This window comes from Ideonella livida, from assembly GCF_010499455.1.
Classification (GTDB): domain Bacteria; phylum Pseudomonadota; class Gammaproteobacteria; order Burkholderiales; family Burkholderiaceae_C; genus Ideonella; species Ideonella livida.
This window is the reverse complement of record NZ_JAAGOH010000004.1, coordinates 55,130-78,019: the sequence shown is the minus strand read 5'-3', so window position 1 is coordinate 78,019 and position 22,890 is coordinate 55,130. Positions and strand designations below refer to the sequence as shown.

20 protein-coding genes are annotated in these 22,890 nt (G+C 68.4%); 16 read left to right on the top strand and 4 right to left on the bottom strand.

The window, feature by feature from the left end; genetic code table 11:
* Window positions 1-3 precede the first annotated feature (3 nt).
* Window positions 4-843, top strand: a complete 840-nt coding sequence (locus tag G3A44_RS04840; RefSeq protein ID WP_163456384.1) for an NRDE family protein — start codon at window positions 4-6, stop codon at window positions 841-843.
* Here G3A44_RS04840 and G3A44_RS04835 read toward each other — a convergent pair.
* Together G3A44_RS04835 and G3A44_RS04830 are read right to left on the bottom strand one after the other, a co-directional pair.
* Window positions 815-1,729: a GNAT family N-acetyltransferase gene (locus tag G3A44_RS04835; protein ID WP_163456383.1), complete on the bottom strand. Its 915-nt coding sequence runs from the start codon at window positions 1,727-1,729 to the stop codon at window positions 815-817. The two genes, G3A44_RS04840 and G3A44_RS04835, sit on opposite strands and share 29 nt — an antisense overlap.
* A complete protein-coding gene (locus G3A44_RS04830; protein WP_163456520.1) occupies window positions 1,720-2,634 on the bottom strand; it encodes an alpha/beta hydrolase in 915 nt (304 codons plus the stop codon). The genes G3A44_RS04835 and G3A44_RS04830 overlap by 10 nt, the downstream gene beginning before the upstream one ends.
* A 144-nt stretch (window positions 2,635-2,778) precedes the next feature.
* Here G3A44_RS04830 and gbd point away from each other — a divergent pair, with 144 nt between their 5' ends.
* The 3 genes from gbd to G3A44_RS04815 all read left to right on the top strand — a co-directional run bounded on the left by gbd (window position 2,779) and on the right by G3A44_RS04815 (window position 5,955).
* The gene (gene gbd, locus G3A44_RS04825; RefSeq protein ID WP_163456382.1) at window positions 2,779-3,957 is read left to right on the top strand and encodes a 4-hydroxybutyrate dehydrogenase; all 1,179 of its coding nucleotides are present in this window, start codon (window positions 2,779-2,781) and stop codon (window positions 3,955-3,957) included.
* A gap of 139 nt (window positions 3,958-4,096) precedes the next feature.
* A complete protein-coding gene (locus G3A44_RS04820) occupies window positions 4,097-5,545 on the top strand; it encodes an ammonium transporter (RefSeq protein ID WP_375138626.1) in 1,449 nt (482 codons plus the stop codon).
* A gap of 74 nt (window positions 5,546-5,619) precedes the next feature.
* Window positions 5,620-5,955, top strand: a complete 336-nt coding sequence (locus G3A44_RS04815; RefSeq protein WP_163456381.1) for a hypothetical protein — start codon at window positions 5,620-5,622, stop codon at window positions 5,953-5,955.
* A 162-nt stretch (window positions 5,956-6,117) separates the two neighbouring features.
* On the opposite strand, the gene aceA is transcribed toward G3A44_RS04815, so the two are convergent.
* Entirely contained in the window at window positions 6,118-7,434 is a 1,317-nt protein-coding gene (gene aceA, locus G3A44_RS04810) for an isocitrate lyase (protein WP_163456380.1), read from the bottom strand.
* Window positions 7,435-7,891: 457 nt separating this feature from the next.
* Here aceA and G3A44_RS04805 point away from each other — a divergent pair, with 457 nt between their 5' ends.
* Window positions 7,892-8,428 carry a hemerythrin domain-containing protein gene (locus G3A44_RS04805; protein ID WP_163456379.1) on the top strand — a complete coding sequence of 179 codons (537 nt, stop codon included), beginning with the start codon at window positions 7,892-7,894 and terminating at the stop codon, window positions 8,426-8,428.
* 35 nt (window positions 8,429-8,463) lie between these two features.
* Here the strand turns inward: G3A44_RS04805 and G3A44_RS04800 are convergent, their stop codons facing one another.
* Window positions 8,464-8,943 (bottom strand): Lrp/AsnC family transcriptional regulator, encoded by a 480-nt coding sequence (locus tag G3A44_RS04800; protein WP_163456378.1) that lies wholly within the window; start codon window positions 8,941-8,943, stop codon window positions 8,464-8,466.
* A 247-nt stretch (window positions 8,944-9,190) separates the two neighbouring features.
* Here G3A44_RS04800 and G3A44_RS04795 point away from each other — a divergent pair, with 247 nt between their 5' ends.
* From G3A44_RS04795 to glnT, 11 genes are all read left to right on the top strand, one after another.
* A complete protein-coding gene (locus tag G3A44_RS04795) occupies window positions 9,191-10,492 on the top strand; it encodes an NAD(P)/FAD-dependent oxidoreductase (protein WP_163456377.1) in 1,302 nt (433 codons plus the stop codon).
* Between the two features lie 25 nt (window positions 10,493-10,517).
* Window positions 10,518-11,294 (top strand): gamma-glutamyl-gamma-aminobutyrate hydrolase family protein, encoded by a 777-nt coding sequence (locus G3A44_RS04790; protein ID WP_163456376.1) that lies wholly within the window; start codon window positions 10,518-10,520, stop codon window positions 11,292-11,294.
* Window positions 11,295-11,414: 120 nt separating this feature from the next.
* Window positions 11,415-12,782: a glutamine synthetase family protein gene (locus G3A44_RS04785; protein ID WP_163456375.1), complete on the top strand. Its 1,368-nt coding sequence runs from the start codon at window positions 11,415-11,417 to the stop codon at window positions 12,780-12,782.
* 49 nt (window positions 12,783-12,831) lie between these two features.
* Entirely contained in the window at window positions 12,832-14,250 is a 1,419-nt protein-coding gene (locus tag G3A44_RS04780; protein ID WP_163456374.1) for an aspartate aminotransferase family protein, read from the top strand.
* Window positions 14,251-14,450: 200 nt separating this feature from the next.
* Window positions 14,451-15,563: a polyamine ABC transporter substrate-binding protein gene (locus G3A44_RS04775; protein ID WP_163456373.1), complete on the top strand. Its 1,113-nt coding sequence runs from the start codon at window positions 14,451-14,453 to the stop codon at window positions 15,561-15,563.
* A 21-nt stretch (window positions 15,564-15,584) separates the two neighbouring features.
* Window positions 15,585-16,700: an ABC transporter ATP-binding protein gene (locus G3A44_RS04770; RefSeq protein ID WP_163456372.1), complete on the top strand. Its 1,116-nt coding sequence runs from the start codon at window positions 15,585-15,587 to the stop codon at window positions 16,698-16,700.
* A 10-nt stretch (window positions 16,701-16,710) separates the two neighbouring features.
* Window positions 16,711-17,652: an ABC transporter permease subunit gene (locus G3A44_RS04765; protein WP_163456371.1), complete on the top strand. Its 942-nt coding sequence runs from the start codon at window positions 16,711-16,713 to the stop codon at window positions 17,650-17,652.
* Window positions 17,652-18,500 (top strand): ABC transporter permease, encoded by an 849-nt coding sequence (locus tag G3A44_RS04760; RefSeq protein ID WP_163456370.1) that lies wholly within the window; start codon window positions 17,652-17,654, stop codon window positions 18,498-18,500. The genes G3A44_RS04765 and G3A44_RS04760 overlap by 1 nt, the downstream gene beginning before the upstream one ends.
* 40 nt (window positions 18,501-18,540) lie before the next feature.
* Window positions 18,541-19,869: a DUF3138 family protein gene (locus tag G3A44_RS04755; protein WP_163456369.1), complete on the top strand. Its 1,329-nt coding sequence runs from the start codon at window positions 18,541-18,543 to the stop codon at window positions 19,867-19,869.
* 142 nt (window positions 19,870-20,011) lie between these two features.
* A complete protein-coding gene (locus G3A44_RS04750) occupies window positions 20,012-21,505 on the top strand; it encodes an aldehyde dehydrogenase (protein WP_163456368.1) in 1,494 nt (497 codons plus the stop codon).
* 12 nt (window positions 21,506-21,517) lie between these two features.
* Window positions 21,518-22,873: a type III glutamate--ammonia ligase gene (gene glnT, locus G3A44_RS04745; RefSeq protein ID WP_163456367.1), complete on the top strand. Its 1,356-nt coding sequence runs from the start codon at window positions 21,518-21,520 to the stop codon at window positions 22,871-22,873.
* Window positions 22,874-22,890: the final 17 nt, after the last annotated feature.

The window sequence follows — 22,890 nt, the reverse complement described above, 5'->3', positions numbered from 1 at the left end:
GGCATGTGCCTGACCGCTTGGGCGCTACAGCCGCGGCCGGGCCTGGCCCTGGTGCTGGCGGCCAACCGCGACGAGTTCCATGACCGCCCCAGCCTGCCCATGGATTGGCGGGAGGATCCGGCCGGCGGACAACCTGTCCTGTCCGGCCTCGACCTGCTGGCCGGCGGCACCTGGCTGGGCGTGGACGGATGCGGGCGTCTGGGCCTGCTGACCAATGTGCGCCAGGGCCTGCCCGCCGCGCACGATGGCCCCTCACGTGGCGATCTGGTGCCGGCATGGCTGGCCCATTCGGGCCGGATGATCGACTTCTGGCGCGACCTGAGGCCGCAGCGCTATGCCGGCTTCAACTTGCTGGGGCTGGACGTGCAGGCCGGTCGCGGTTTCTGGGGCAGCAACCAGCCCCCGGCTTGGCAGGCGCTGGCGCAAAGCGGCGAGTCGGGCCTGCACGGCTTGAGCAATGCCGCGCTTGACACGCCCTGGCCCAAGACGGTCGCCCTGACGCAGGCGTTGCGGTCGGCGGTGAGTGGGCACGGTGAAGCGGCCGCAGCAGGCTCGACGGCCGCACTGCGGCAGGCGCTGCTTGCGGCCCTGGCCCGGCGCGAGCGGGCGGCCGATGCCGACCTGCCCGACACGGGCATGGGCCTGGAGCGGGAGCGACAGCTCTCCAGCATCTTCATTGAAGACCCCGGGCGAGCCCGCTACGGCACCCGCTGTTCCACGGTGGTCATCGTGTGGGGCGCTCCCGGCACCTGGCAGGCCGAGGTGGACGAAGTCCGCTTCGATGCGCAGGGCCAGGCTGCAGGCCAAGGCCGGTTCAGCTTTGCCCTGAAGCCGCCGCCGTGAGCCCCGCCGGAACCAGCTCTAGCACCATGGGCTGATGCGGCCGGCCCAAGGCATCAAACACCGGACCTGCGTGCCTGAAACCCTGACGGGCGTAAAGCGGCGCGGCGGCCGGGCTGGCCACCAACTCCACACGGGACAGGCCCAGTTGCCGCGCCTGCTGCAACAGGGCCGTCAGCAAGGCCGCACCCAGCCCGGTGCGCCGCAGGGGACGCACCACCACCAGCCGGGCCAGCACGCCCAGACCCGAAGCCTCGCCCGGGCAGAGACGACCGGCGGCCACCACCTGGTCCAGGCGGTTGCGCAGCACCACATGGTAGGCCGAGGGGTCCAGCGAATCTTCCTCCAAGGCCTGCGGCAGCCCCTGCTCCTGCACAAAGGCCGCCCGCCGCAGGGCACGCACCGGCGCAGCCACCTGCTCCCAGGTCTGCGGGCAGGCCACCCACGGGGGTGCCGTGGAGGGCCCTTCCAGCAGGGCCCTGAGCGCCCCCGGCAGTGGCAGCGGCCGGCGCTCGGTGGCATGGGCAAACACATAGACCAGCTCCACCCGCACCAGCAGCACGCCGTCGCGGAAGATGCCGACTTCCACCGTCATCGCGCTGCGCCCCAGCCGCAGACATCGCACGCCCAATTCCAACAGGTCATCCAGCTCTGCCGCCTGGTGGTAGTCCAGCTGGCTGTGCCGCACAAACAGATCGCCCTGCAACGCCTCCATGGCTTGTGCATAGGGCACGGCCATCGCGCGCCACCATCCGCCCACGGCGGTGTCGGCGTACATCAGGTAGTGGCCATTGAAGACGATGTGCTGGGCGTCGACCTCTGCCCAGCGCACGCGCAGGGCTTCGCGGTGGGCATAGTCCTGCGGGGTGGGCAGCGGGTTCAGGGACACAGCGCCTCCCGCAGTTGCTGTGCAATGGCGTCCATCGCCGTGGACGCCTCCCGCAGCGCGCGGCCCATCTTGATGAAATCATGGGTCACGCCGCGGTAGAGCTCCAGACTCACCGGCACGCCGGCCGCCCGCAGCTGGTCGGCATAGGCCAGACCCTCGTCCACCAGGGGATCGCACTCGGCCAGCACCACACAGGCCGGCGCCACCCCGTCGACATCCGCCAGTGCCGGCGCAAACCGCCAGTCCGCCCGCGCCGAGCGGTCGATGTACTGGTCAAAGAACCAGGAGATGGACTCCCGGTCCAGCAAGAAGCCATGGGCGAACAGGTGGTGTGAGGGGGTGTCGGCATGGGCGATGGTGCCGGGGGTGATCAGCAGCTGCAGCGCCAGGGGAAGGCCCTGGTCACGGCACCACAGCGCGCTGGCCGCCGCCAGTGTGCCCCCGGCACTGTCGCCGCCCACCGCCATCCGCTGAGGGTCCAGGTCCAGCGTCTCAGCGCCGCCCTCCTGGAGCCAGCGCAGGGCCGCCCAGGCGTCCTCCACCGCGGCGGGAAAACGGTGCTCCGGCGCCAGCCGATAGTCCAGGGCCAGCACGGCGGCGCCGCTGCGTTGCGCCAATTGCCGGCACAGGCTGTCGTGCGTTTCGAGGTTGCCGATGACAAAGCCCCCGCCGTGCAGGTACAGCAGGACCGGCAGCTCCCCTTCGGCACGCGGGCGGTACAGACGTGCCGGCCGGGTCTGCCCGTGGGGCAGGGCCAGCGCCAGGGTCTGCACGGTCGGCAGTGGGGCCCGCGGCAGGTCCAGGATCTCGGCGGCGGCGGTGTAGGCGGCACGGGCCTGCGCGACCGGCAGGGTGTGAAAGGCCGGGCGACGGGCGCGGGCGATGCGGTCAAGCACGCCCCGCATCTGGGGCGTCAACAACTGGGTGCTCAAGGTTTGCTCGGGGTGTGTGGGCGGCAGGACCTGAGGATACTGGCTCCAGCCCAGGCCACGCGCCGTGTGTTTCGGCGTCGGGCGCCTGACTTCCTCCCCCGGTTTGCATCCGCACCCATGGCCCGACTGTTCTACCTTACCCAGATCGAGATCGGCGAAGGCGCCGCGCAATGCCTGCCGGCCGAATGCGAACGTGTGGGCATACGCCGCCCCTTGATCGTCACCGACGCCGGCGTGCGGGCGGCCGGCGTGCTGGCCCAGGCCCTGGCGGCGTGGTCCGGAGGCCTCGAACGACTGGACATCTTCGATGCCACACCGGCCAACCCCACCGAAGCGGCGGTGCGGCAGGCGGTGGCGCTCTACCAGCGCGCCGGCTGCGACGGTTTGGTGGCGGTGGGCGGCGGCTCCAGCATCGACCTGGCCAAAGGCGTTGCCCTGGCGGCCACCCACCCCGGTCCGCTGGCGCACTACGCCACCATCGAAGGGGGCAGCGCGCGCATCACCGACCGGGTGGCCCCGCTGATCGCCCTGCCCACCACCGCCGGCACCGGCAGCGAGGTGGCCCGCGGCGCCATCCTCATCGTCGATGACGGCCGCAAACTCGGCTTCCACCATTGGCACCTGCTGCCCAAGGCCGCGCTGCTGGATCCCCTGCTCACCCTGGGCCTGCCGTCCGGGCTGACGGCGGCCACCGGCATGGACGCGCTGGCCCACTGCATGGAGACCTTCATGTCGGTGGCGTTCAATCCGCCGGCCGATGGCATTGCGCTGGACGGCCTGGCCCGGGGCTGGCAACACTTGGAGCGCGCCACGCGCAACGGCCAAGACCGCGAGGCCCGCCTGCAGATGATGAGCGCCAGCATGCAAGGCGCGATGGCTTTCCAGAAAGGCTTGGGTTGTGTGCACTCGCTCAGCCACAGCCTGGGCGGACGGCTGCCCAGGCTGCACCACGGCACACTCAACGCCATGTTCCTGCCGGCCGTGGTGCGCTTCAATGCCGGTGCCGCCGCGGTGCGGGAACAACGCCGCCTGGAGCGTATGGCCGCTGCCATGGGGCTGCCGGCGGTCGACGGCCCGGACGCTGCGGCGCAGGCGGTGGCCCAGGCGGTGGCCGACCTGACCCGCCGCCTGGGCCTGCCCAACGGCCTGGCGGCCTTGGGGGTCACCCCGGAGGATGTCGACCCGGTCATTGCTGGCGCCTTGAAAGACCATTGCCATGCCACCAACCCGCGCTTGGCCACGTCTGAGGACTATCGCACCATGATGGTGCATTCCATGCGCCTCTGGTCAGACTGAGAGGTCGCCCCCGCCCGACAGGCGGAAAGACGCCCCACGTCGCACCAGCGGGGGGCGGAAAACCGCCTTTCCGGACGGAAAAGCGATGGTCCGCCTTTTGCATTGGACTTCCCGTGAAAAAGTTTCATGGGCAATTCCAATGATTTTGCGTTCTGTCATTGCAGCCGCCTCGCTGTTCATGCTGGTGTCGGCCCCCTTGCCTGCGCTGTCCCAGGCCGCCTCCGAACCCGCCGCGCCAGCGTCGACAGCCGCCAGCACGGCGGTGGTGGCGCCAGAGGCGCAGGTGAGTCCGCCGGCATCCCCAGCCGCCAGTGCAGCGCCCCTGAACGCACCGGCCACAGCGCCCTCCCCGTTTCCGTCCAACGTGCCCGTGGCCCAGCTCAGCGCCGGCGACACGGCGTGGATGATTGCGGCCTCGGCCTTGGTGCTGCTGATGACCCTGCCGGGCCTGGCGCTGTTCTACGCGGGCATGGTGCGCAAGAAGAACATCCTGGGCACCATGGCCCAGGTGATCGCCATCTGCAGCCTGGTCTCGGTGCTGTGGCTGGTGTGCGGCTACAGCCTGGCCTTCATGCCGGGCAACGCCTGGATCGGCAGCCTGCACGCCGCCTGGCTGGACACGGTGCGCTTTGACAAGGCGGCCGGACTGGTGTCGGTGCATCCGCTGGCCGCCACCATCCCGGAATCGGTGTTCGTGATGTTCCAGCTGACTTTCGCGATCATCACGCCGGCGCTGATCGTCGGCGCCTTTGCCGAACGGTTCCGATTCTCCGCGCTCTTCTGGTTCATCACCCTGTGGGTGGTGCTGGTGTATGCGCCGGTGGCCCACTGGGTCTGGTCGCCGGAAGGCTGGCTGGCCAGCATGGGCGCGCTGGATTTTGCTGGCGGCACCGTGGTGCACATCAACGCGGGCATCGCCGGCTTGGTGGCCGCCTGGATGGTGGGGCCGCGCCAGGGCTTTGGCCGCGTGGCGCTGATGCCGGCCAACCTGGGCTACACCCTGATCGGCGCGGCGCTGCTGTGGGTCGGCTGGATCGGCTTTAACGGCGGCTCGGCCGCGGCGGCCGATGGCCGGGCCGGCATGGCCATGCTGGTCACCCACATCGCAGCCGCAGCGGCTGCCCTGTCCTGGATGCTGGTGGAGTGGCTGGTGCGGCGCACGCCCACCCTGCTGGGCCTGTGCAGCGGTGCGGTGGCCGGCCTGGTGGCCATCACACCGGCCTCCGGCTTTGTCGGTCCCAAGGCGGCGCTGCTGATCGGCCTGGTGGCCGGCGCCGGCTGCTACTGGGGCGCCACCGGCCTCAAACGCCGGCTGGGCAAGGACGACTCGCTGGATGTGTTCGGCGTGCACGGTGTGGGCGGCCTGATCGGCGCCTTGCTCACCGGCCTGCTGGCCGACCCCAAGATCGGCGGCGTGGAAGGCTCGGTGCTGACCCAGGCCATCGCCGCCGGCGCCACCCTGGTCTACAGCGGCCTGATGACCGCCCTGATCCTGTGGGTGGTCAAGATGCTGATTGGGCTGCGCGTCACCGAACGCCAGGAACAGGACGGCCTGGACCTGAGCCAGCACGGTGAGCGGGTGGAGTGAGAGGAGACAGGGGTCCGCAGCCGGCCACGGTGCCGGCTGCCGGATGGGGTTCACCGTCAATCGAGGAGCTGACCATGCTTGAGAGCGAGAAACTGGCCATCGCCGCCCATCTGCATGTGGTGATGAGGCGCAAGATCGGGCGGGTGACGGACGTCGAGTGGATGATCCGCAGCCCGGAATACGCCCGCGAGATCATCCGCGTGGCGCTTTCCGACCCCCAGCACGTGGAACTGCTGGATTGGGCCAACCGCCTGCAGGACGCCCTCTTTCCGGCCAGCCTGGCCAAGCCCGAGCGACGTGCTGATGCGCCCGACAGCCGCCTGCCCGGCGATTTCGCCGACAGCCGTCTGAAAAACCCGCTCTCGCCCAAAGCGCCGCCGCCGCCGCGGTACGTGGGCAGCCTGCGCTGAGCGCGGCGCCACGACCGCACGCCACAAAAAACAAGGCCACGCGCTGTACAGCGCGTGGCCTTGTCTGTTTGATTGGGCCGGCGATCCCATGCGCCGGCCGACCTCAGGTCCACCGGAACCCGCCAGGCCCCCACCTGGCTTCTGGGTTCCGGCAGTGGCGGATCAGTGGAACTGCTCTTCTTCGGTCGAGCCGGTCAGGGCCTTCACCGAAGAGGAACCGCCTTGGATCACGGTGGTCACTTCGTCGAAGTAGCCGGTGCCGACCTCCTGCTGGTGGGACACGAAGGTATAGCCTTGTTCGCGGGCGGCGAATTCCGGCTCCTGCACCATTTCCACGTAGTGCTTCATGCCTTCGCCGCGGGCGTAGGCGTGGGCGAACTTGAAGGTGTTGTACCAGTTGACGTGGATGCCGGCCAGGGTGATGAACTGGTACTTGTAGCCCAGTGCGCTCAGCTCTTCCTGGAAGGAGGCGATCTGGCTGTCGTTCAGGTTCTTCTTCCAGTTGAACGACGGCGAGCAGTTGTAGCTCAGCAGCTTGCCCGGGCAGGCGGCCAGCACGGCTTGGGCGAATTCGCGGGCGAAGCCGATGTCCGGCACGCCCGTCTCGCACCACACCAGATCGGCGTAGGGCGCGTAGGCCACGCCGCGGCTGATGGACTGCTCCAGACCGTTCTTGACGCGGTAGAAGCCTTCCTGGGTGCGTTCACCGGTCAGGAAGGGCTTGTCGTTGGCGTCGTAGTCCGAGGTGATCAGGTTGGCGGCTTCGGCGTCGGTACGGGCCAGGATCAGGGTGGGCACGCCCATCACGTCGGCGGCGAAGCGGGCGGAGATCAGCTTCTCCACGGCTTCGCGGGTCGGCACCAGCACCTTGCCACCCATGTGGCCGCACTTCTTGGCGGCGGCCAACTGGTCTTCGAAGTGCACCCCGGCGGCACCGGCGGCGATCATGTTCTTCATCAGTTCGAAGGCGTTCAGCACGCCACCGAAACCGGCTTCCGCATCAGCCACGATGGGCAGGAAGTAGTCGATGAAGCCTTCGTCGCCCGGGTTGATGCCGCGGCTCCACTGAATCTCGTCAGCGCGCTTGAAGGTGTTGTTGATGCGCCGGACCATGGTCGGCACCGAGTCGTACGCATACAGCGACTGGTCGGGGTACATGGTCTCGGAGGTGTTGCCGTCGGCGGCGACTTGCCAGCCCGACAGGTACACGGCTTCCAGGCCAGCCTTGGCCTGCTGCATGGCTTGACCGGCGGTGATGGCGCCGAAGGCGTTCACGTAGCCCTTCTTGGCGCCACCGTTGACCTTGTCCCACAGCACCTTGGCACCGCGCTGGGCCAGGGTGTACTCGGGCTGCAGGGAGCCACGCAGGCGGACGACGTCGGCAGCGGTGTAGCCGCGCTTGACGCCCTTCCAGCGGGGGTTCTCAGCCCAGTCCTTCTCAAGGGCGGCAATCTGTTGTTCGCGGGTCAGTTGGGACATCAGGTTCTCCTAACGGGTGAGAGGTGAGTCGGTCAAAACTCGGCTTGGTATGGACCAAAGCTTACTCCCGTCGCCTCGCATCACAACACTTATGTCTTATATAAGACACAACTCTTCAATCCAACAAAAACAATGACTTGCATCATTGATATCGCAATGTGAAATTCGTTTTTCCACGATGAAAAATTCTGCTGCGCTGCAACACAGAATTTTTTCATGATGTGAGAGTTCGATTTCAGCGGCTGCAACAGGCCTCGTTCCTTGGGCCAGTGCCTTTGCGGCGCGTCCCAGCCTGGTGCGGCCGTGGCGTGGCCCCCACAGCCGCGCCCCACGCCAGTGCGGTGCGTGCGCCACACCGGGGAGTCCGGCCAGCACCCATCGCCGGCTTGACGCCGCGCAAGGCCACGCCGGGTCGGCTTTCAACAATCGGCCATCCCTCACCCACCAGGAGCCTGCAATGTCAACCGCCAAGAACCGCCCCGCCCGTCCCGCCGTGCCCGACTTGCCGCCCCTGGAGGCCCTGGAACAGACCCACCGCCAGGTCATGCGGGTACTGGCCGAACTGGCCACCCTGGTGGACACCCTGGCCGAGGAAGGCGTGACGCCCCCCGTCCAGGCGAAGGCACGGCAGATTGCCCAGTTCTTCGAGCAGGAGGCACGCGCCCACCATGCCCAGGAAGACCTGCATGTATTCCCCAGCCTGTTGGAGAGTACCGACGCCACCCTGGTGGCCCATGTCCAGCGCCTGCAGCAGGACCATGGCTGGCTGGAGGAGGACTGGATCGAGCTGGGCCCGCAGATGGATGCCCTGGCCCGGGGCTACAGCTGGTACGACCTGGATGCGCTGCGACATGGCATCCAGGTGTTCACCGAGCTCTACCAGGAGCACATCGCCCTGGAGGAGAGCCTGATCTACCCCGAGGCGCGGCGCCGCCTGGCCCAGGCCGACGCTGAAGCGGACGCCCGCCGCACGCAATTGGTGATGGCGGTCTGAAGCCCGGTGTCGGGGCCGACCGCTGGCGCCGGCGCTCAGACCGGCAGCGCGGTGGTCTTCTTGACCGTCCTGAGCACCAGGATGGAGTTGGAGCGCTCCACGCCGGGCAGGCGCATCAGCACTTCAGTGTGGAAGCGCTCCAGGTCCTCCGCATCGCGGTAGGAGAAGCGGATCAGGTAGTCGTTGGCGCCGGCCACGTAGTAGCAGTCCAGGATCTGCGGCGTGGCGCGCACGGCCTGCTCGAAGGCCTCCAGCACCTGGTTGCTCATGCTCTCCAGGTTGATGATGGTGAAGCTGGTGCCGGGCTGACCCACCTTCTTGGGGTTGAGCAGGGCCACGTAGCGGTCGATGTAGCCGCTGTCCTCCAGCTGCTTGACCCGACGCAGGCAGGCCGAGGGAGAGAGGTGGATGCGCTGGGCCAGTTCCACATTGGACAGCTTGCCATCGACCTGCAGCTCCTCCAGGATCAGGCGGTCGATCGCATCGAATTGCGGCGGAAGGCTCATGTTTGGCATTTTCTGCGAACAGACCCTCATCTGACAGCACGGAATTGCACCGGCAGGGGAAAGCCTGTGCCCAGGGCGCAAGCACATTGCGCGCCGCCTTGGCTAGACTGGCTCACAAGATGACGCTGCCGACGCGGCGCCGGGCCAAACACCCGGCCGCTGTGCCCGCCTGTCCCGACGGTCCGCCACCCGTGGTCCGGGGCTTGCTGGGCCGGTGGCGTCCCCTACCCTCCCACCGGCCCTTGTGGCCTTGCCTATGCGTCTGCTGAGCACCGATCAGAACCTCGCACGCGATTCCTACTACGCCGCGACGGCCCCGCGCACCCATCATCATGCGCCGCAGGCCGGCGAGACCACCGCCGACGTCGCGATCGTGGGCGGTGGTCTGGCCGGCCTGAGCGCCGCGCTGGAACTGGCCCAGGCCGGACGCTCGGTCGTGGTCCTGGAGGCCCGCCAGGTCGGCTGGGGGGCCAGCGGGCGCAATGGCGGCCAGGCCATCCACGGCCTGGCCTGCGACCAGACCACCATCGAAGACCAGCTGGGCATGGAGGCCGCGCGTCAGGTTTGGGGCATGAGCCTGGAGGCCCTGACGCTGCTGCGCCAACGCCTGACCACCCATGCCATCGACTGTGACTGGCAGGCCGGCTACCTGGGTGTGGCAACCAAGCCCGGCAAGAGTGCAGAGCTGGCGGCGTGGGCCGAGCGCATGGACCGCCTCTACGGTGCTCGCTACACCCTGATCGGTCCCGCGGACCTGCGCAGCTGGATCGACAGCCCGCGCTACCACAGCGGCCTGCATGACCCCGAGTCCGGGCATCTGCACCCCTTGAAATATGCCCTGGGCCTGGCCCGCGCCGCCCAACAGGCCGGTGCACGCTTGCATGAGGACAGCCCCGTGACCGCCCTGCAGGCCCTGCCGGGCGGTGGCCACCGCCTGCAGACACCGCAGGGCGTGGTGCGGGCCGGGCAGGTGCTGCTGGCCGGCAACGTCTACCTGCAGGGAGTGGCCCCGGCGCTGGAGGCGCGCATCATGCCGGTGGGCACCTACATCGTCTGCTCCGAACCCTTGGATCCGGCACTGGTCCGGCGGCTTATCCCGAGCCGCTCTGCGGTGTGCGACAACAACTTCGTGCTCGACTATTTCCGCTTCACCGCGGACCACCGCATGCTCTATGGTGGCCGGGTCAGCTACAGCACCCTCACCCCGCCCCGCCTGGCCGAGTCCATGCGCCAGCGCATGGTCGGCACCTTGCCCGCCCTGTCCCACGCCCGCATCACCCATGCCTGGGGCGGTTTCGTGGACATCACGATGAACCGCGCGCCGGACTTCGGGCGGCTGGCGCCAGACCTGTACTACCTGCAGGGCTTCTCCGGGCATGGCCTGGCCCTCACCGGCCTGGCGGGCAAGCTGGTGGCCGAGGCCATGACGGGAGATGCCGGCCGCTTCGACGTCTTCGCACGCCTGCGGCACCGGCCCTTCCCCGGAGGACGGTTGCTGCGCACCCCTGCCCTGGTACTGGGCATGGCCTGGTACCGGCTGCGCGACCTGCTGGCCTGAGACGGCCCCGACACGAGACGACCGCATGAACGCTCCCGCTTCCCGCCCCATCGTCCTGGTGCCCGCCTGCAACCGCATGCTGGGCGAGCACCCCTTCCACATCGCGGGCAAGAAGTATGTGGACGCGGTCCGCCTGGCCGGTTGCACCCCGCTGGTGGTACCCGCGGCCGAGCCCGCAGAGATCAATGCCCTGCTGGACCTGGCTGATGGCGTCCTGCTCACCGGCTCACCGTCCAATGTGCACCCCAGTCACTTTGGCGAGGCGGTGCACAACCCGGCCTTGCCGCTGGACCCGGCGCGCGATGCCTGGACCCTGCCGCTGATCCGCGCCGTGGTGGCGCGGGGCATGCCGCTCTTTGCCATCTGCCGCGGCACCCAGGAAACCAATGTGGCCCTGGGTGGCTCCCTGCACCAGGCGGTACAGGAGGTGCCCGGGCATGACGACCACCGCGCCCCTGAGGGCGCGCCGGCCGTGGTCGCCTACGGCCCCGCCCACGCGGTGGAAGTCGTGCCCGGGGGCCTGCTGGCCGGCCTGCTGCCCGGACAGCCCCGGTTCGTCGTCAACTCGGTGCATGGCCAGGCGGTCCATCGCCTGGCCGAAGGCCTGCGGGTGGAAGCCCGGGCGCCGGACGGGCTGATCGAGGCATTTTCAGTGGCCGCTTCCCCCGGGTTCAGCCTCTGTCTTCAGTGGCATCCCGAGTGGCAAGCTGCTGACAACCCGGTGTCCCGCGCCATGCTCGACGCGTTTGGCCGTGCCTGCCAGCAGTGGCGCGACCGCCACCGTGGGCCTGAGCCGTGCTGAGGGCCGGCAGGCTCCCCGAGACCCCTTTTCCCTGGATTCGCCGGGGCCCGCGCGGCCCGGCCCCGCGCCCCACCGGGCGTCCACACTGCGCGTGACGCTGAGAACCCCCAAGGTGCCCTCATGGCCAACAGAGAACCCATGACCTTCGCCGAGCTGGAAGGCTGGCTCAACCAGAACCGTGTCACCGAGATCGAGTGCCTGGTGCCCGACCTCACCGGCGTGGCCCGCGGCAAGATCCTGCCGCGACAGAAATTCACCGAGGACCGCGGCATGCGGCTGCCCGAGGCTGTCGTGGCCATGGGCGTGACCGGCGAGTTCCCCGAGGAAGGGCCGTACTACGACGTCATCAGCCCCACCGACCACGACATGCACCTGCGGCCGGATCCCACCACGGTGCGCATCGTGCCCTGGGCGACCGACCCCACGGCCCAGGTGGTGCATGACTGCTACGACCGCAATGGCCAGCTGGTGCCTTTCGCCCCGCGCTCAGTGTTGCGGCGGGTCTGCGACCTGTTCGCCGCAGAGGGCTGGGAGCCGGTGGTCGCCCCCGAACTCGAGTTCTACCTCGTGGCCCGCAACACCGACCCGGACATGCCGCTCAAGCCGCCCATCGGCCGCAGCGGTCGGGCCGAGACCTCCCGGCAGGCCTACTCCATCGACGCGGTCAACGAGTTCGACCCCCTGTTCGAGGACGTCTACGACTACTGCGACAAGATGGAGCTCAACGTCGACACCCTGATCCACGAGATCGGTGCCGGCCAGATGGAGATCAACTTCTTCCACGCCCATCCGCTGGGCCTGGCCGATGAGGTCTTCTTCTTCAAGCGCACGGTGCGCGAGGCGGCCATGCGCCACGACATGTACGCCACCTTCATGGCCAAGCCCATCGCCGGCGAGCCGGGCAGCGCCATGCACATCCACCAGAGCATCGTCCACAAGGCCACCGGCCGCAATCTCTTCAGCAACGAGGACGGCACCCCCAGCCAGGAGTTCTTCTGGTACATCGGCGGCCTGCAGAAGTACATCCCGGCGGCCATGGCCCTGTTCGCGCCCTACGTCAACAGCTACCGCCGGCTGGCGCGCTTCACCGCAGCGCCCATCAACATCCAGTGGGGCGTGGACAACCGCACCGTGGGCATCCGCAGCCCGGTGGCGCCGCCCCAGGCGCGCCGCATCGAGAACCGGGTCATCGGCGCCGACGCCAACCCCTATGTGGCACTGGCCGCCACCCTGGCCTGCGGCTACCTGGGCATCAAGAACCGCATCCAGCCCAGCCCGGAATGCAAGGGCGACGCCTACCTGGGTGACTACCAGCTGCCCCGCAGCCTGGGCGAGGCCCTGGAGCTGCTGCGCCGCGAGAAGGACCTGGCCCAGGTGCTGGGCGAAGCCTTCGTGACCGTCTACACCGAGGTCAAGGAAATCGAGTACGCCGAGTTCATGAAAGTGATCTCGCCTTGGGAGCGCGAGCACCTGCTGCTGCATGTGTGACGCCCCCACGCGGCCTGCCGGCCGCTGACCCCGAATTCAAGGAGATCCCATGCAAGACCCCATCGTCATCCAGGCCCCGGCCCTTGCCCAGAAGGCGCAGCGCAGCACCCGGGAATGGCAACAGGCCGACGCCGCGCACTTCCTGCACCCGTTCACCGACAGCAAGGCCCTGGCTGCCAAGGGTTCGCGCATCATCACCAAGGCCGAAAACATCTACCTCTGGGACAGCGAGGGTCACAAGATCCTCGACGCCATGAGCGGCCTGTGGTGCGTCAACGTCGGCTACGGCCAGCCCAGCCTGGTCGAGGCGGCCACCCGGCAGCTCCAGCAACTGCCCTTCTACAACGCCTTCTTCCAGACCGCCACGCCACCGGCCATCGAGCTGGCCGAGCTGCTGGCCGAGGTGTCGCCCCCGCAGTTCCAGCATGTGTTCTTCGCCGGCTCGGGCTCCGAAGGCAACGACACCGTGGTACGCATGGTGCGCCACTACTGGGCCAGCCTGGGCCAGCCCGAGCGCCAGGTGATCATCAGCCGCGAGAACGCCTACCACGGCTCCACCATGGCCGGCGCCTCGCTGGGTGGCATGCGCTACATGCATGCGCAGGGCGGCCTGCCCATTCCGGGCATCACCCACATCCCCCAGCCCTACTGGGTCGAGCACGGCCAGGGCATGGACAAAGACACGTTCGGCAAAGTGGCCGCCGGCTGGCTGGAGGCCAAGATCCTGGAGGTGGGCCCGGAGAAGGTGGCCGCCTTCATCGGCGAGCCGGTTCAGGGCGCCGGTGGCGTGATCATCCCGCCGGCCACCTACTGGCCGGAGATCCAGCGCATCTGCGACAAGTACGGCATCTTGCTGGTCTCCGACGAGGTGATCTGCGGCTTTGGCCGCACGGGCGCCTGGTTCGGCTGCGAGACCCAAGGCAGCCGCCCCGACCTGATGACCTTCGCCAAGGGCGTGACCTCCGGCTACATCCCGCTGGGGGGCGTGATGGTGAGCGAGCGCGTGGCCAAGGTACTCATCGAGCAGGGCGGCGAATTCGAGCACGGCTTCACCTACTCGGGCCATCCGGTGGCCGCCGCGGTGGCGGTGGCCAACATCCGCCTGATCCAGAAACTGCGGCTGGTCGAGCATGTGCGGGACGACGTGGGCCCGTATCTTGCTCAGCAGTTTGCGACGCTCAAGGACCATCCGCTGGTGGGAGATGCTGAAACCTGCGGTCTCATGGGCGCCCTGCTGCTGGTCAAGGATCCGGCCACCCTGACCCCCTTCCCGGCCGAGCTGGAGATCGGGATGGTGTGCCGGGGCCACTGCTTCGGCAACGGCCTGATCATGCGCGCCGTGGGCAACCGCATGATCATCGCCCCGCCGCTGGTGATGACCCGGGCCCAGGTGGACGAGATGATGGCGCTGATCCGCCGCTGCCTCGACCTCACCCTGGCCGACGCCCGCAGCAAGGGCTGGCTCTGAGACTGCAGACCGCCCGGCCCCAACCGGCCGGCGGAGGGTGCCGGGCGTTGTCAGCAGGCCGCGCCGTGGCGCCGAGGGTCCTCGCTGGCCCTAGACTTGCGGCCTGTCGCCGGCACTGGCCCATCCGCTGATGCCGTCCCCCCATTTCCGTCGTCCCACCCAAGCCCCCCCCTTAGCCCCCTACCGGAGGTTCGATCATCATGAAGTTCAAGCTGGTGCGTTCGGTCCTGTCCCTCGCCGCCGCGGCCCTGCTGGCCGCCGGCGCGGCGCACGCGCAGGAAGAGGAGAAGGTCCTCAACGTCTACAACTGGTCGGACTACATCGCCGAGGACACCCTGCGCAACTTCGAGCGCGAGACCGGCATCCGGGTGCGCTACGACAACTTTGACAACAACGAGATCGTCCACGCCAAGCTGGTGGCCGGCAAGACCGGCTACGACGTGGTCATCCCGTCCTCGCACTGGGCCAAGCTGCAGGCCGAAGGCGGCCTGCTGCGCAAGCTGGACAAGGCCCAGCTGCCCAACCTGCGCCACATGGACCCGGCCATCCAGGCCCAGCTGGCCAAGCTGGACCCGGGCAACGAGTACATGGTGGACTGGCTGTGGGGCTACACCACCGTGGGCATCAACGTTGACAAGGTCAAGGCCGCCCTGGGCAGCACCCCCATGCCGGAGAACGCCTGGGACCTGGTCTTCAAACCCGAGTACATCTCCAAGCTGAAGTCCTGCGGCGTGTCCTTCCTGGACTCCGCCTCTGAAGTCATCCCCGCGGCGCTGCACTACCTGGGCAAGCCCTCCTTCAGCAAGACCGCCTCGGATTACGCCGCCGCCGGCCAGCTGCTGAAGTCGGTACGCCCGCACATCACCCTGTTCAGCTCCTCGGGCTACATCAACGACATGGCCAACGGCCAGGTCTGCGTGGCCCTGGGCTGGTCGGGTGACATCAACATCGCCCGTCAACGTGCGCTGGACGGCAAGACCGGCCAGAACATCCAGGCCCTCATCCCCAAGACCGGCGGCCTGCTGTTCTTCGACGTCATGGTGATCCCGGCCGATGCCCCCCACCCCAGCAACGCCCACAAGTTCATCAACTACATCATGCGCCCGGAGGTGCATGCGGGCCTGACCAACAAGGTCTTCTACGCCAACCCCAACAAGGATTCACTGAAGTTCGTCAAGAAGGAAGTGGCCTCCAACCCCACGGTCTTCCTGAGCGAGGACGACATGAAGAAGATGGTCCCGCCGGACGCGCTCAACAACGACCTGCGCCGCCTCATGACCCGCACCTACACCTCCTTCAAGACGGGTCTGTGAGCCGGGGTTGACGACAGCATCATGACTTCCACGCCCACGAAACCGACCGGCCAGGACGCCACCTTTCTGCAGATCCAGAACGTGGTGAAGGACTTCGGCGGCTACCGCGCCGTCCAGAACGTCAGCCTCGACATCGCCAAGGGGGAGATCTTCGCCCTGCTGGGCTCGTCGGGCTGCGGCAAGACCACCTTGCTGCGCATGCTGGCCGGCTTCGAGACGCCCACCTCGGGCCGCATCGTGCTCAACGGCCAGGACCTGGCCGGGCTGGCGCCCTACGAGCGCCCGCTGAACATGATGTTCCAGTCCTACGCGCTGTTTCCCCACCTCTCGGTGTGGGACAACATCGCCTTCGGGCTGCGGCGCGACGGCCTGCCCAAAGACCAGGTGGCCGAGCGCGTGGAAGCCATGCTCAAGCTGGTGCAGCTGAGCAAGTTCGCCAAGCGTAAGCCGCACCAGCTCTCCGGCGGCCAGCAGCAGCGGGTGGCCCTGGCGCGCAGCCTGGCCAAGCAGCCGCAGCTGCTGCTGCTGGACGAGCCGCTGGGCGCGCTGGACAAGAAGCTGCGCGAGCAGACTCAGATCGAGCTGGTCAACATCATCGAGCAGGTCGGCGTGACCTGCGTGATGGTGACCCACGACCAGGAAGAGGCCATGACCATGGCCAGCCGCATCGCCATCATGAGCGAGGGCCGTTTCCTGCAGGTGGGCACGCCCAGCGAGATCTACGAAACGCCGCAGACCCGCTTCGTGGCCGACTTCATCGGCAACGTCAACCTGATGGAGGGCACCCTGGTGGAGGACGAGGCCGACCACGTGGTCATCGAGTGCGCGGACTGCAAGCACTTTGTCGGCCACGGCATCACCGGCACCTTGGGCATGCCCGTGACCGTGGCGCTGCGTCCCGAGAAGATCCACGTCTCCCGGCACGCACCGGCCGACGCCTTCAACGCGGTGCAGGGTGAGATCAAGGAGATGAGCTACTTCGGCAGCTTCACGGTCTATCGCATCCAGCTGGCCAGCGGGCACATGCTCAAGGTCAGCCAGGCCAACACCGTGCGCCACCGCGACGACGAGCTCACCTGGGGCGACAAGGTCTGGGCCCACTGGTCCCGCTCGTCGCACGTGGTGCTGACCCAGTGAGGACGTGTCGATGAAGACCGCCGTCCAACGCCTGCTCGACCGCCGGCCCGCGTGGCTGCGAGGCCGCTCACTCGTCATCAGCGTGCCCTATGCCTGGCTGCTGGTGTTCTTCCTCTTCCCCTTCTTGATCCTGGCCAAGATCAGCGTCTCCGAGATGGAGACGGTGGTCTTCAAGGACCTGATCACCTATGTGGATGGGGTGCTGCAGCTCAGCCTCAAGCTGGGCAACTACGTCTTCATCACCGAAGACGACATTTATTACCGGGCCTACTTCGCCAGCATCAAGTACGCCGGCATCACCACCCTGCTCTGCCTGGCCATCGGCTACCCCTTCGCCTATTTCATGGCGCGGGCGCGCAGCACGGTGCAGCCGCTGCTGCTCATGCTCGTGATGCTGCCGTTCTGGACTTCCTTCCTTCTGCGCGTCTACGCCTGGAAGGGCCTGCTCAGCGAGAACGGCTGGGTGGCTGACTTCCTCATCAGCACCGGCCTAGACGGCCTGCTGGCCGCCGGTGGGCTGATTCCGGCGCCGGGCAAGTTCATGAACACGCCCTTCTCGCTGGTGCTGGGCATGACCTACACCTACCTGCCCTTCATGGTGCTGCCGCTGTACTCCAACCTGGCCAAGATGGACCTGCGCCTGCTGGAGGCCGCCGCCGACCTGGGCGCCACGCCCTGGACCGCCTTCTGGAAGATCACGGTGCCCCTGTCCAAGGCCGGCATCATCGCCGGGGCCATGCTGGTGTTCATCCCCTGCGTGGGCGAATTCGTCATCCCCGAGCTGCTGGGTGGCCCCGAGACCATGATGATCGGCCGCGTGGTGTGGGACGAGTTCTTCTCCAACAACGACTGGCCCATGGCCTCCAGCCTGGCCGTGGTCATGGTGCTGCTGATCATCGTGCCGCTGGCCGTGTTCAGCAAATACCAGGCCGAATCGCAGGAGACCCGCTGATGCTGCGCACCTCTGCCGCCTTCAACCGTGGTTTCGGCCGCGGCTGGCTGATCGCCGGCTTCGTGTTCCTGTACCTGCCCATCCTGGCGCTGATCGTCTTCTCGTTCAACGACTCCACGGTGGCCAACCTCTGGCGCGGCTTCACCCTCAAGTGGTACGTGCAGCTGGCCCATGACCAGGAACTGCTCAACGGCCTGTGGCTGTCGCTGCAGATCGCTTTCTTTACCGCCTGTGGCTCGGTGGTGCTGGGCACCTTCGCCGCCTTCAGCCTGGTCAAGTACCGGCGCTTCTTCGGTCGCACCGCCTTCTCGGGCATGGTCAACGCGCCGCTGGTGATGCCGGAGGTCGTGGTCGGCCTGTCGCTGCTGCTGATGCTGGTGTCGGTGCAGCGGGTGCTGGGATTCCCCGAGCGCGGCATGTTCACCATCTGGCTGGGCCACCTGCTGCTGGGCATGGCCTACGCCACCGTGGTGGTGCAGGCCCGGCTGCGTGACCTGAACCCGCAACTGGAGGAAGCCGCCATGGACCTGGGGGCCCAGCCCCACCAGGTCTTCTTCCTGGTGACGCTGCCCATGATCGCCCAGTCGCTCATGTCGGCCTGGTTGCTCACCTTCACCCTGTCGCTGGACGACGTGGTGCTCTCGGCCTTCCTGTCCGGCCCCGGCTCCACCACCATGCCGCTGGTGATCTTCTCCCGTGCCCGCCTGGGGCTGAACCCCAGCGTCAACGCCGTGGCCACCCTGATCGTCGTGATCGTGGCCCTGGGCGTGGTGGCCGCCAGCTACTTCATCGCCCGCGCCGAGCGCCGCCGCCAGCAGGAGCTGGCCGCCGCCCAGCACGCCTCCTGACCCCGCCCGTCTCTCCTCTGAACCCCGGAAGGACCTCCCCATGAAACTCCTGCAACCCACCGTGCTGGCCCTGGCCCTGGTGGCCGCCTTCCCCGCGGCCGCCCAAGGCATGCCCGACGTCAACGCTGAGATCAAGGCGCTGCGCACCCGCCTGGCCGAGCTGGAGAAGAAGGTGGGCATGACGCCCGAGCAGCAGGCCGAGTTCAACCGCATCGCCGCCAAGACCGAGGCGATGCAGGACACCTTCACCGACAAGGGTTTTGCCGGCCTGAAGATCTCCGGCTACATCGAGCCCGTGTTTGTCTGGAATCAGCGCCAGAACCGTGCCGGCTTCCAGTTCCTGAACAACCCGGCCAGCGGCCCGGCGGGCGCCTACAGCTACGACACCTCGTACATGGGCGCCGCCGTGCTGGACCTGACCAAGGAAACCGAGTCCGGCACGATCTGGAAGTTGACCCTGGCGCCCAACCGCTCCGCGGGCACTGTCGTCGACGGCGGCAACATCGTGCAGGAGGCCAGTGTCTCCGTGCCGATGTCCGACAGCCAGACCCGCCTGATCGCCGGCCAGCTGCCCGACTGGTCGGGCTACGAGTACCAGCAGCCCACCCTCAACCCCTTCACCAGCCACAACCTGCTGTTTGACTTCACCCTGCCCACCACTTACACCGGTGCCGGCATGGACATCAAGGAAGGCAAGTGGTGGATCCGCACGGCGCTGGCCAACGTCAACGCCACCATCCGCGCCAATGGCGAGAAGGCACCGGCCTGGGCCTTCCGCGCCGACTACGCCAAGGGCGAGTTCAGCGGCTGGGGCTTTGCCAGCCTGATCGGCAAGGCGCCGCGCTTCTATGACGACGCCACCACCGGCGAGACCGGCCTGCAGACCACCAGCAACGTGGTGATGATGGAGCTGGACGGCTGGTACACCCGCGGCGACCTGACCCTGGGCGGCCAGGTGAGCTGGGGCAAGCAAAAGGAGGCCGCCATCAGTCTGGCCGCCGACGGCAGCTTCCAGGACGCCGAATGGGCCGGCATCTCCGGCATGGTGGGCTACAGCCTGGACCCGCGCCTGCAGTTGCTGGCCCGTGCCGACTACATCCGCAACGACAAGCACGGTGGCGGCCTGTTCACCTACAACTACGCCGACGGCTACAACGGCCTGGGCCCGGACGCCGCCGGCGACGCCCAGAAGGGCGCCAACCGCTGGGCCGTGACCCTGGGCACCAAGTACCTGGTCAACACCAGCACCACCTTCAAGGCCGAGGTGCGCATGGATGGCGCCAGCCTGGCGGTGTTCGAAGACGTCAAGACCGGCACCTTCAAGAAGACCAACACCCAGTTCGCCACCTCGCTGCTGGTGGCCTTCTGATCCTGAGGAGGGCCGGCCGCGGCGCCCCCTCCGCCCTGCGCCCCGGCACCGCCCGAGCCGCTCGTGGAGCGGCTTTTTTTCGCCTGAACCCGACGCCCGCGGGCCCACAAGGCCCTGGCGCCACCGCCTGAGGAGACACGACATGAGCACCCCCTCCACCGCCTGGCATGAACGTGCCGCTGGCCTGCGGCTGGACGGCCGCGCCGTCATCAACGGCCAGCGCGTGGCCGCCGTCGACGGCCAGACCTTTGCCAAGCACTCGCCCATCGACAGCCGCTTCCTCACCCAGGTCGCGCGCGGCCAGGCGGCGGATGTGGATGCCGCTGTGATGGCCGCACGGGCCGCCTTTGACGACCGCCGCTGGGCCGGCAAGGCCCCGGCCGTGCGCAAGAAGATCCTGCAGCGCTTTGCCGACAAGATCCTGGCCGCCAAGGAGGAGCTGGCGCTGCTGGAGACGCTGGACATGGGCAAGCCCATCCAGTACAGCCTGTCGGTGGACGTGCCGGCGGCGGCCCGCTGCATCGCCTGGTATGCCGAGGCGGTGGACAAGGTCTATGACGAGATCGCGCCCACGCCCGACACCGCCCTGGCCCTGATCACCCGCGAGCCCATGGGCGTCATCGGTGCCATCGTGCCCTGGAACTACCCCATGATCATGGCCGCCTGGAAGCTGGGGCCGGCCCTGGCCGCCGGCAACTCGGTGGTCTTGAAGCCCAGCGAGAAGAGCCCGCTGACCGCCTGCCGACTGGCCGAGCTGGCGGTGGAGGCTGGCATTCCGCCGGGCGTGTTCAACGTGGTGCCGGGCTTTGGCCACGAGGCTGGCGAAGCCCTGGCCCTGCATCTGCAGGTCGATGCCATCGGCTTCACCGGCTCCACCCGCGTGGGCCGGCGCATGCTGGACTACGCCGGCCGCAGCAACTTAAAGCGTGTGTACAACGAGCTGGGCGGCAAGTCCGCCTTCGTGGTGTTCGAGGACTACGCCGACCTGCCGCGCGCCGCCCGCACCCTGGCCGGCAGCATGTTCTTCAACCAGGGCGAGAGCTGCAACGCCCCCTCGCGGGTCCTGGTGCAGGCCAGCGTGGCCGAAGAGTTCACCGCCCTGCTGGCCGCCGAGGCGCCCAAGTACGCGCCGGGTGACCCCCTGCACCCGGCCACCGAGCTGGGGGCCCTGGTCGACGAGACCCAGTTGCGCACCGTCATGGGCTACATCGAATCGGGCCTGAGCGAAGGCGCGCGCTGCCTGACCGGCGGCCGCCAGGCCCGCACCGAGACCGGTGGCTTCTATGTGGAGCCCACCGTCTTCGCAGCCGCCACGCCGCAGATGCGCATCACCCGCGAAGAGATCTTCGGCCCGGTCACCGCCGTCATCGCCTTCGAGACCGAGGCCCAGGCCATCGCCTTGGCCAACGACTCCAGCTACGGCCTGCAGGCCAGCGTCTGGAGTGACCAGCTCAACCGCGCCCACCGCGTGGCGCGGGCGCTGCGGGCCGGCACGGTGCACGTCAACCAGTACGACGAGGACGACATCACCGTGCCTTTTGGTGGCTACAAGCAGAGCGGCAACGGACGCGACAAGTCCCTGCACGCGTTTGACAAGTACACCGAGCTCAAGACCACCTGGATCCGGCTCGACTGAGCGCGCGCGCCCATGCACACCGCCGAGACGCTTGCCGCCCTGCAGCGCACGCTGCAGGACCAGGGCCTGCACACCCTGCTGGTGCAGTTCACCGACCTGCGCGGCGTGGCCAAGGGCAAGTACGTGCCCGTCACCCAGCTGCCCGCGCTGGCCACCACCGGGGCAGGCTTTGCCGGTCCCTCCATCGTGGGTACCGGCCTGCCCCGTTGCGGCCCGCGCTCGGAGTTCTACGCCCGGCCCGACCTGAGCCGGGTGCAGCCTCTGCCCTGGCAACCCGGCTACGCCCGGGTGGTGGGCAGCGGCTGGGTGGACGGGCAGCCCTTCGACGCCTGCCCCCGCCAGACCCTGCAGCGCGCCACCGCCCGCCTGGCCGCCCGCGGCTGGACGCTGCGCACCGGCATCGAGCCGGAGTTCTTCCTGCTGCGCCAGACGGCAGACGGCTGGGTGCCGGCCGACGACCACGACCGCCTGGACAAGCCGAGCTACGACCTGCAGTCCCTGCCGCGCCAGGCCGGCTTTCTGCACGCCCTGCACCAGGTGCTGGCCGGCTGGGGGCTGGAGGTGCTGCAGATCGACCACGAGGATGCGCACGGCCAATACGAGGTGAACTTCTCCTTTGACGAGGCCCTGGCCAGTGCCGACCACCTGATGGGCTTCAAGCTGGCGGCTCAGGCCCTGGCCGAGGCGCACGGCTGCCGGTTCTCGATGATGCCCAAGCCCTTTGCCAACCAGCCGGGCAGCGGCATGCACTTCCACGTGTCGCTGTGGGATGGCGCCGGGGACAACCTGTTCGCCCCCGGCCCCGGCGAGGCCGGCAGCCCCACGCCGCTGTCCCCCTTGGGCCGGCAGTTCATGGCCGGGGTGCTGGCGCACAGCGCCGGCCTGTGCGCCCTGGCCGCGCCCACGGTCAACAGCTACAAGCGCTTGGTGGTGGGTGAATCGCTCTCAGGCACCAGCTGGGCGCCGGCCTATGTGGCGCACGGCCCCAACAACCGCACCTGCACCCTGCGCAGCCTGAGCGGCCGCTTCGAGTGGCGGGTGCCCGATGCCAGCGCCAACCCCTACCTGGCCACCGCCGGCCTGATCGCCGCCGGCCTGGACGGCATCGATCGCCAGCTTGAGTTGCCCACCGCCGTGGACGACGACCTCTTCGCCTGCCCGCTGGCCCGGATACGCGAGCGCGGCATCCCCCTGCTGCCGCAAAGCCTGGCCGAGGCCAGCGACGCGCTGGCAGCCGATACGGTGCTGGCCCAGGCCCTGGGCCCTGTGCTGCACACCGAACTGCTGCGCCACCAGCGCACCGAGTGGCTGGCCTATGCCCGCCATGTGAGCGCCTGGGAGCTGCAGCGCTACGCCACCGCCTTCTGACCGCCTGACCCCGGGCG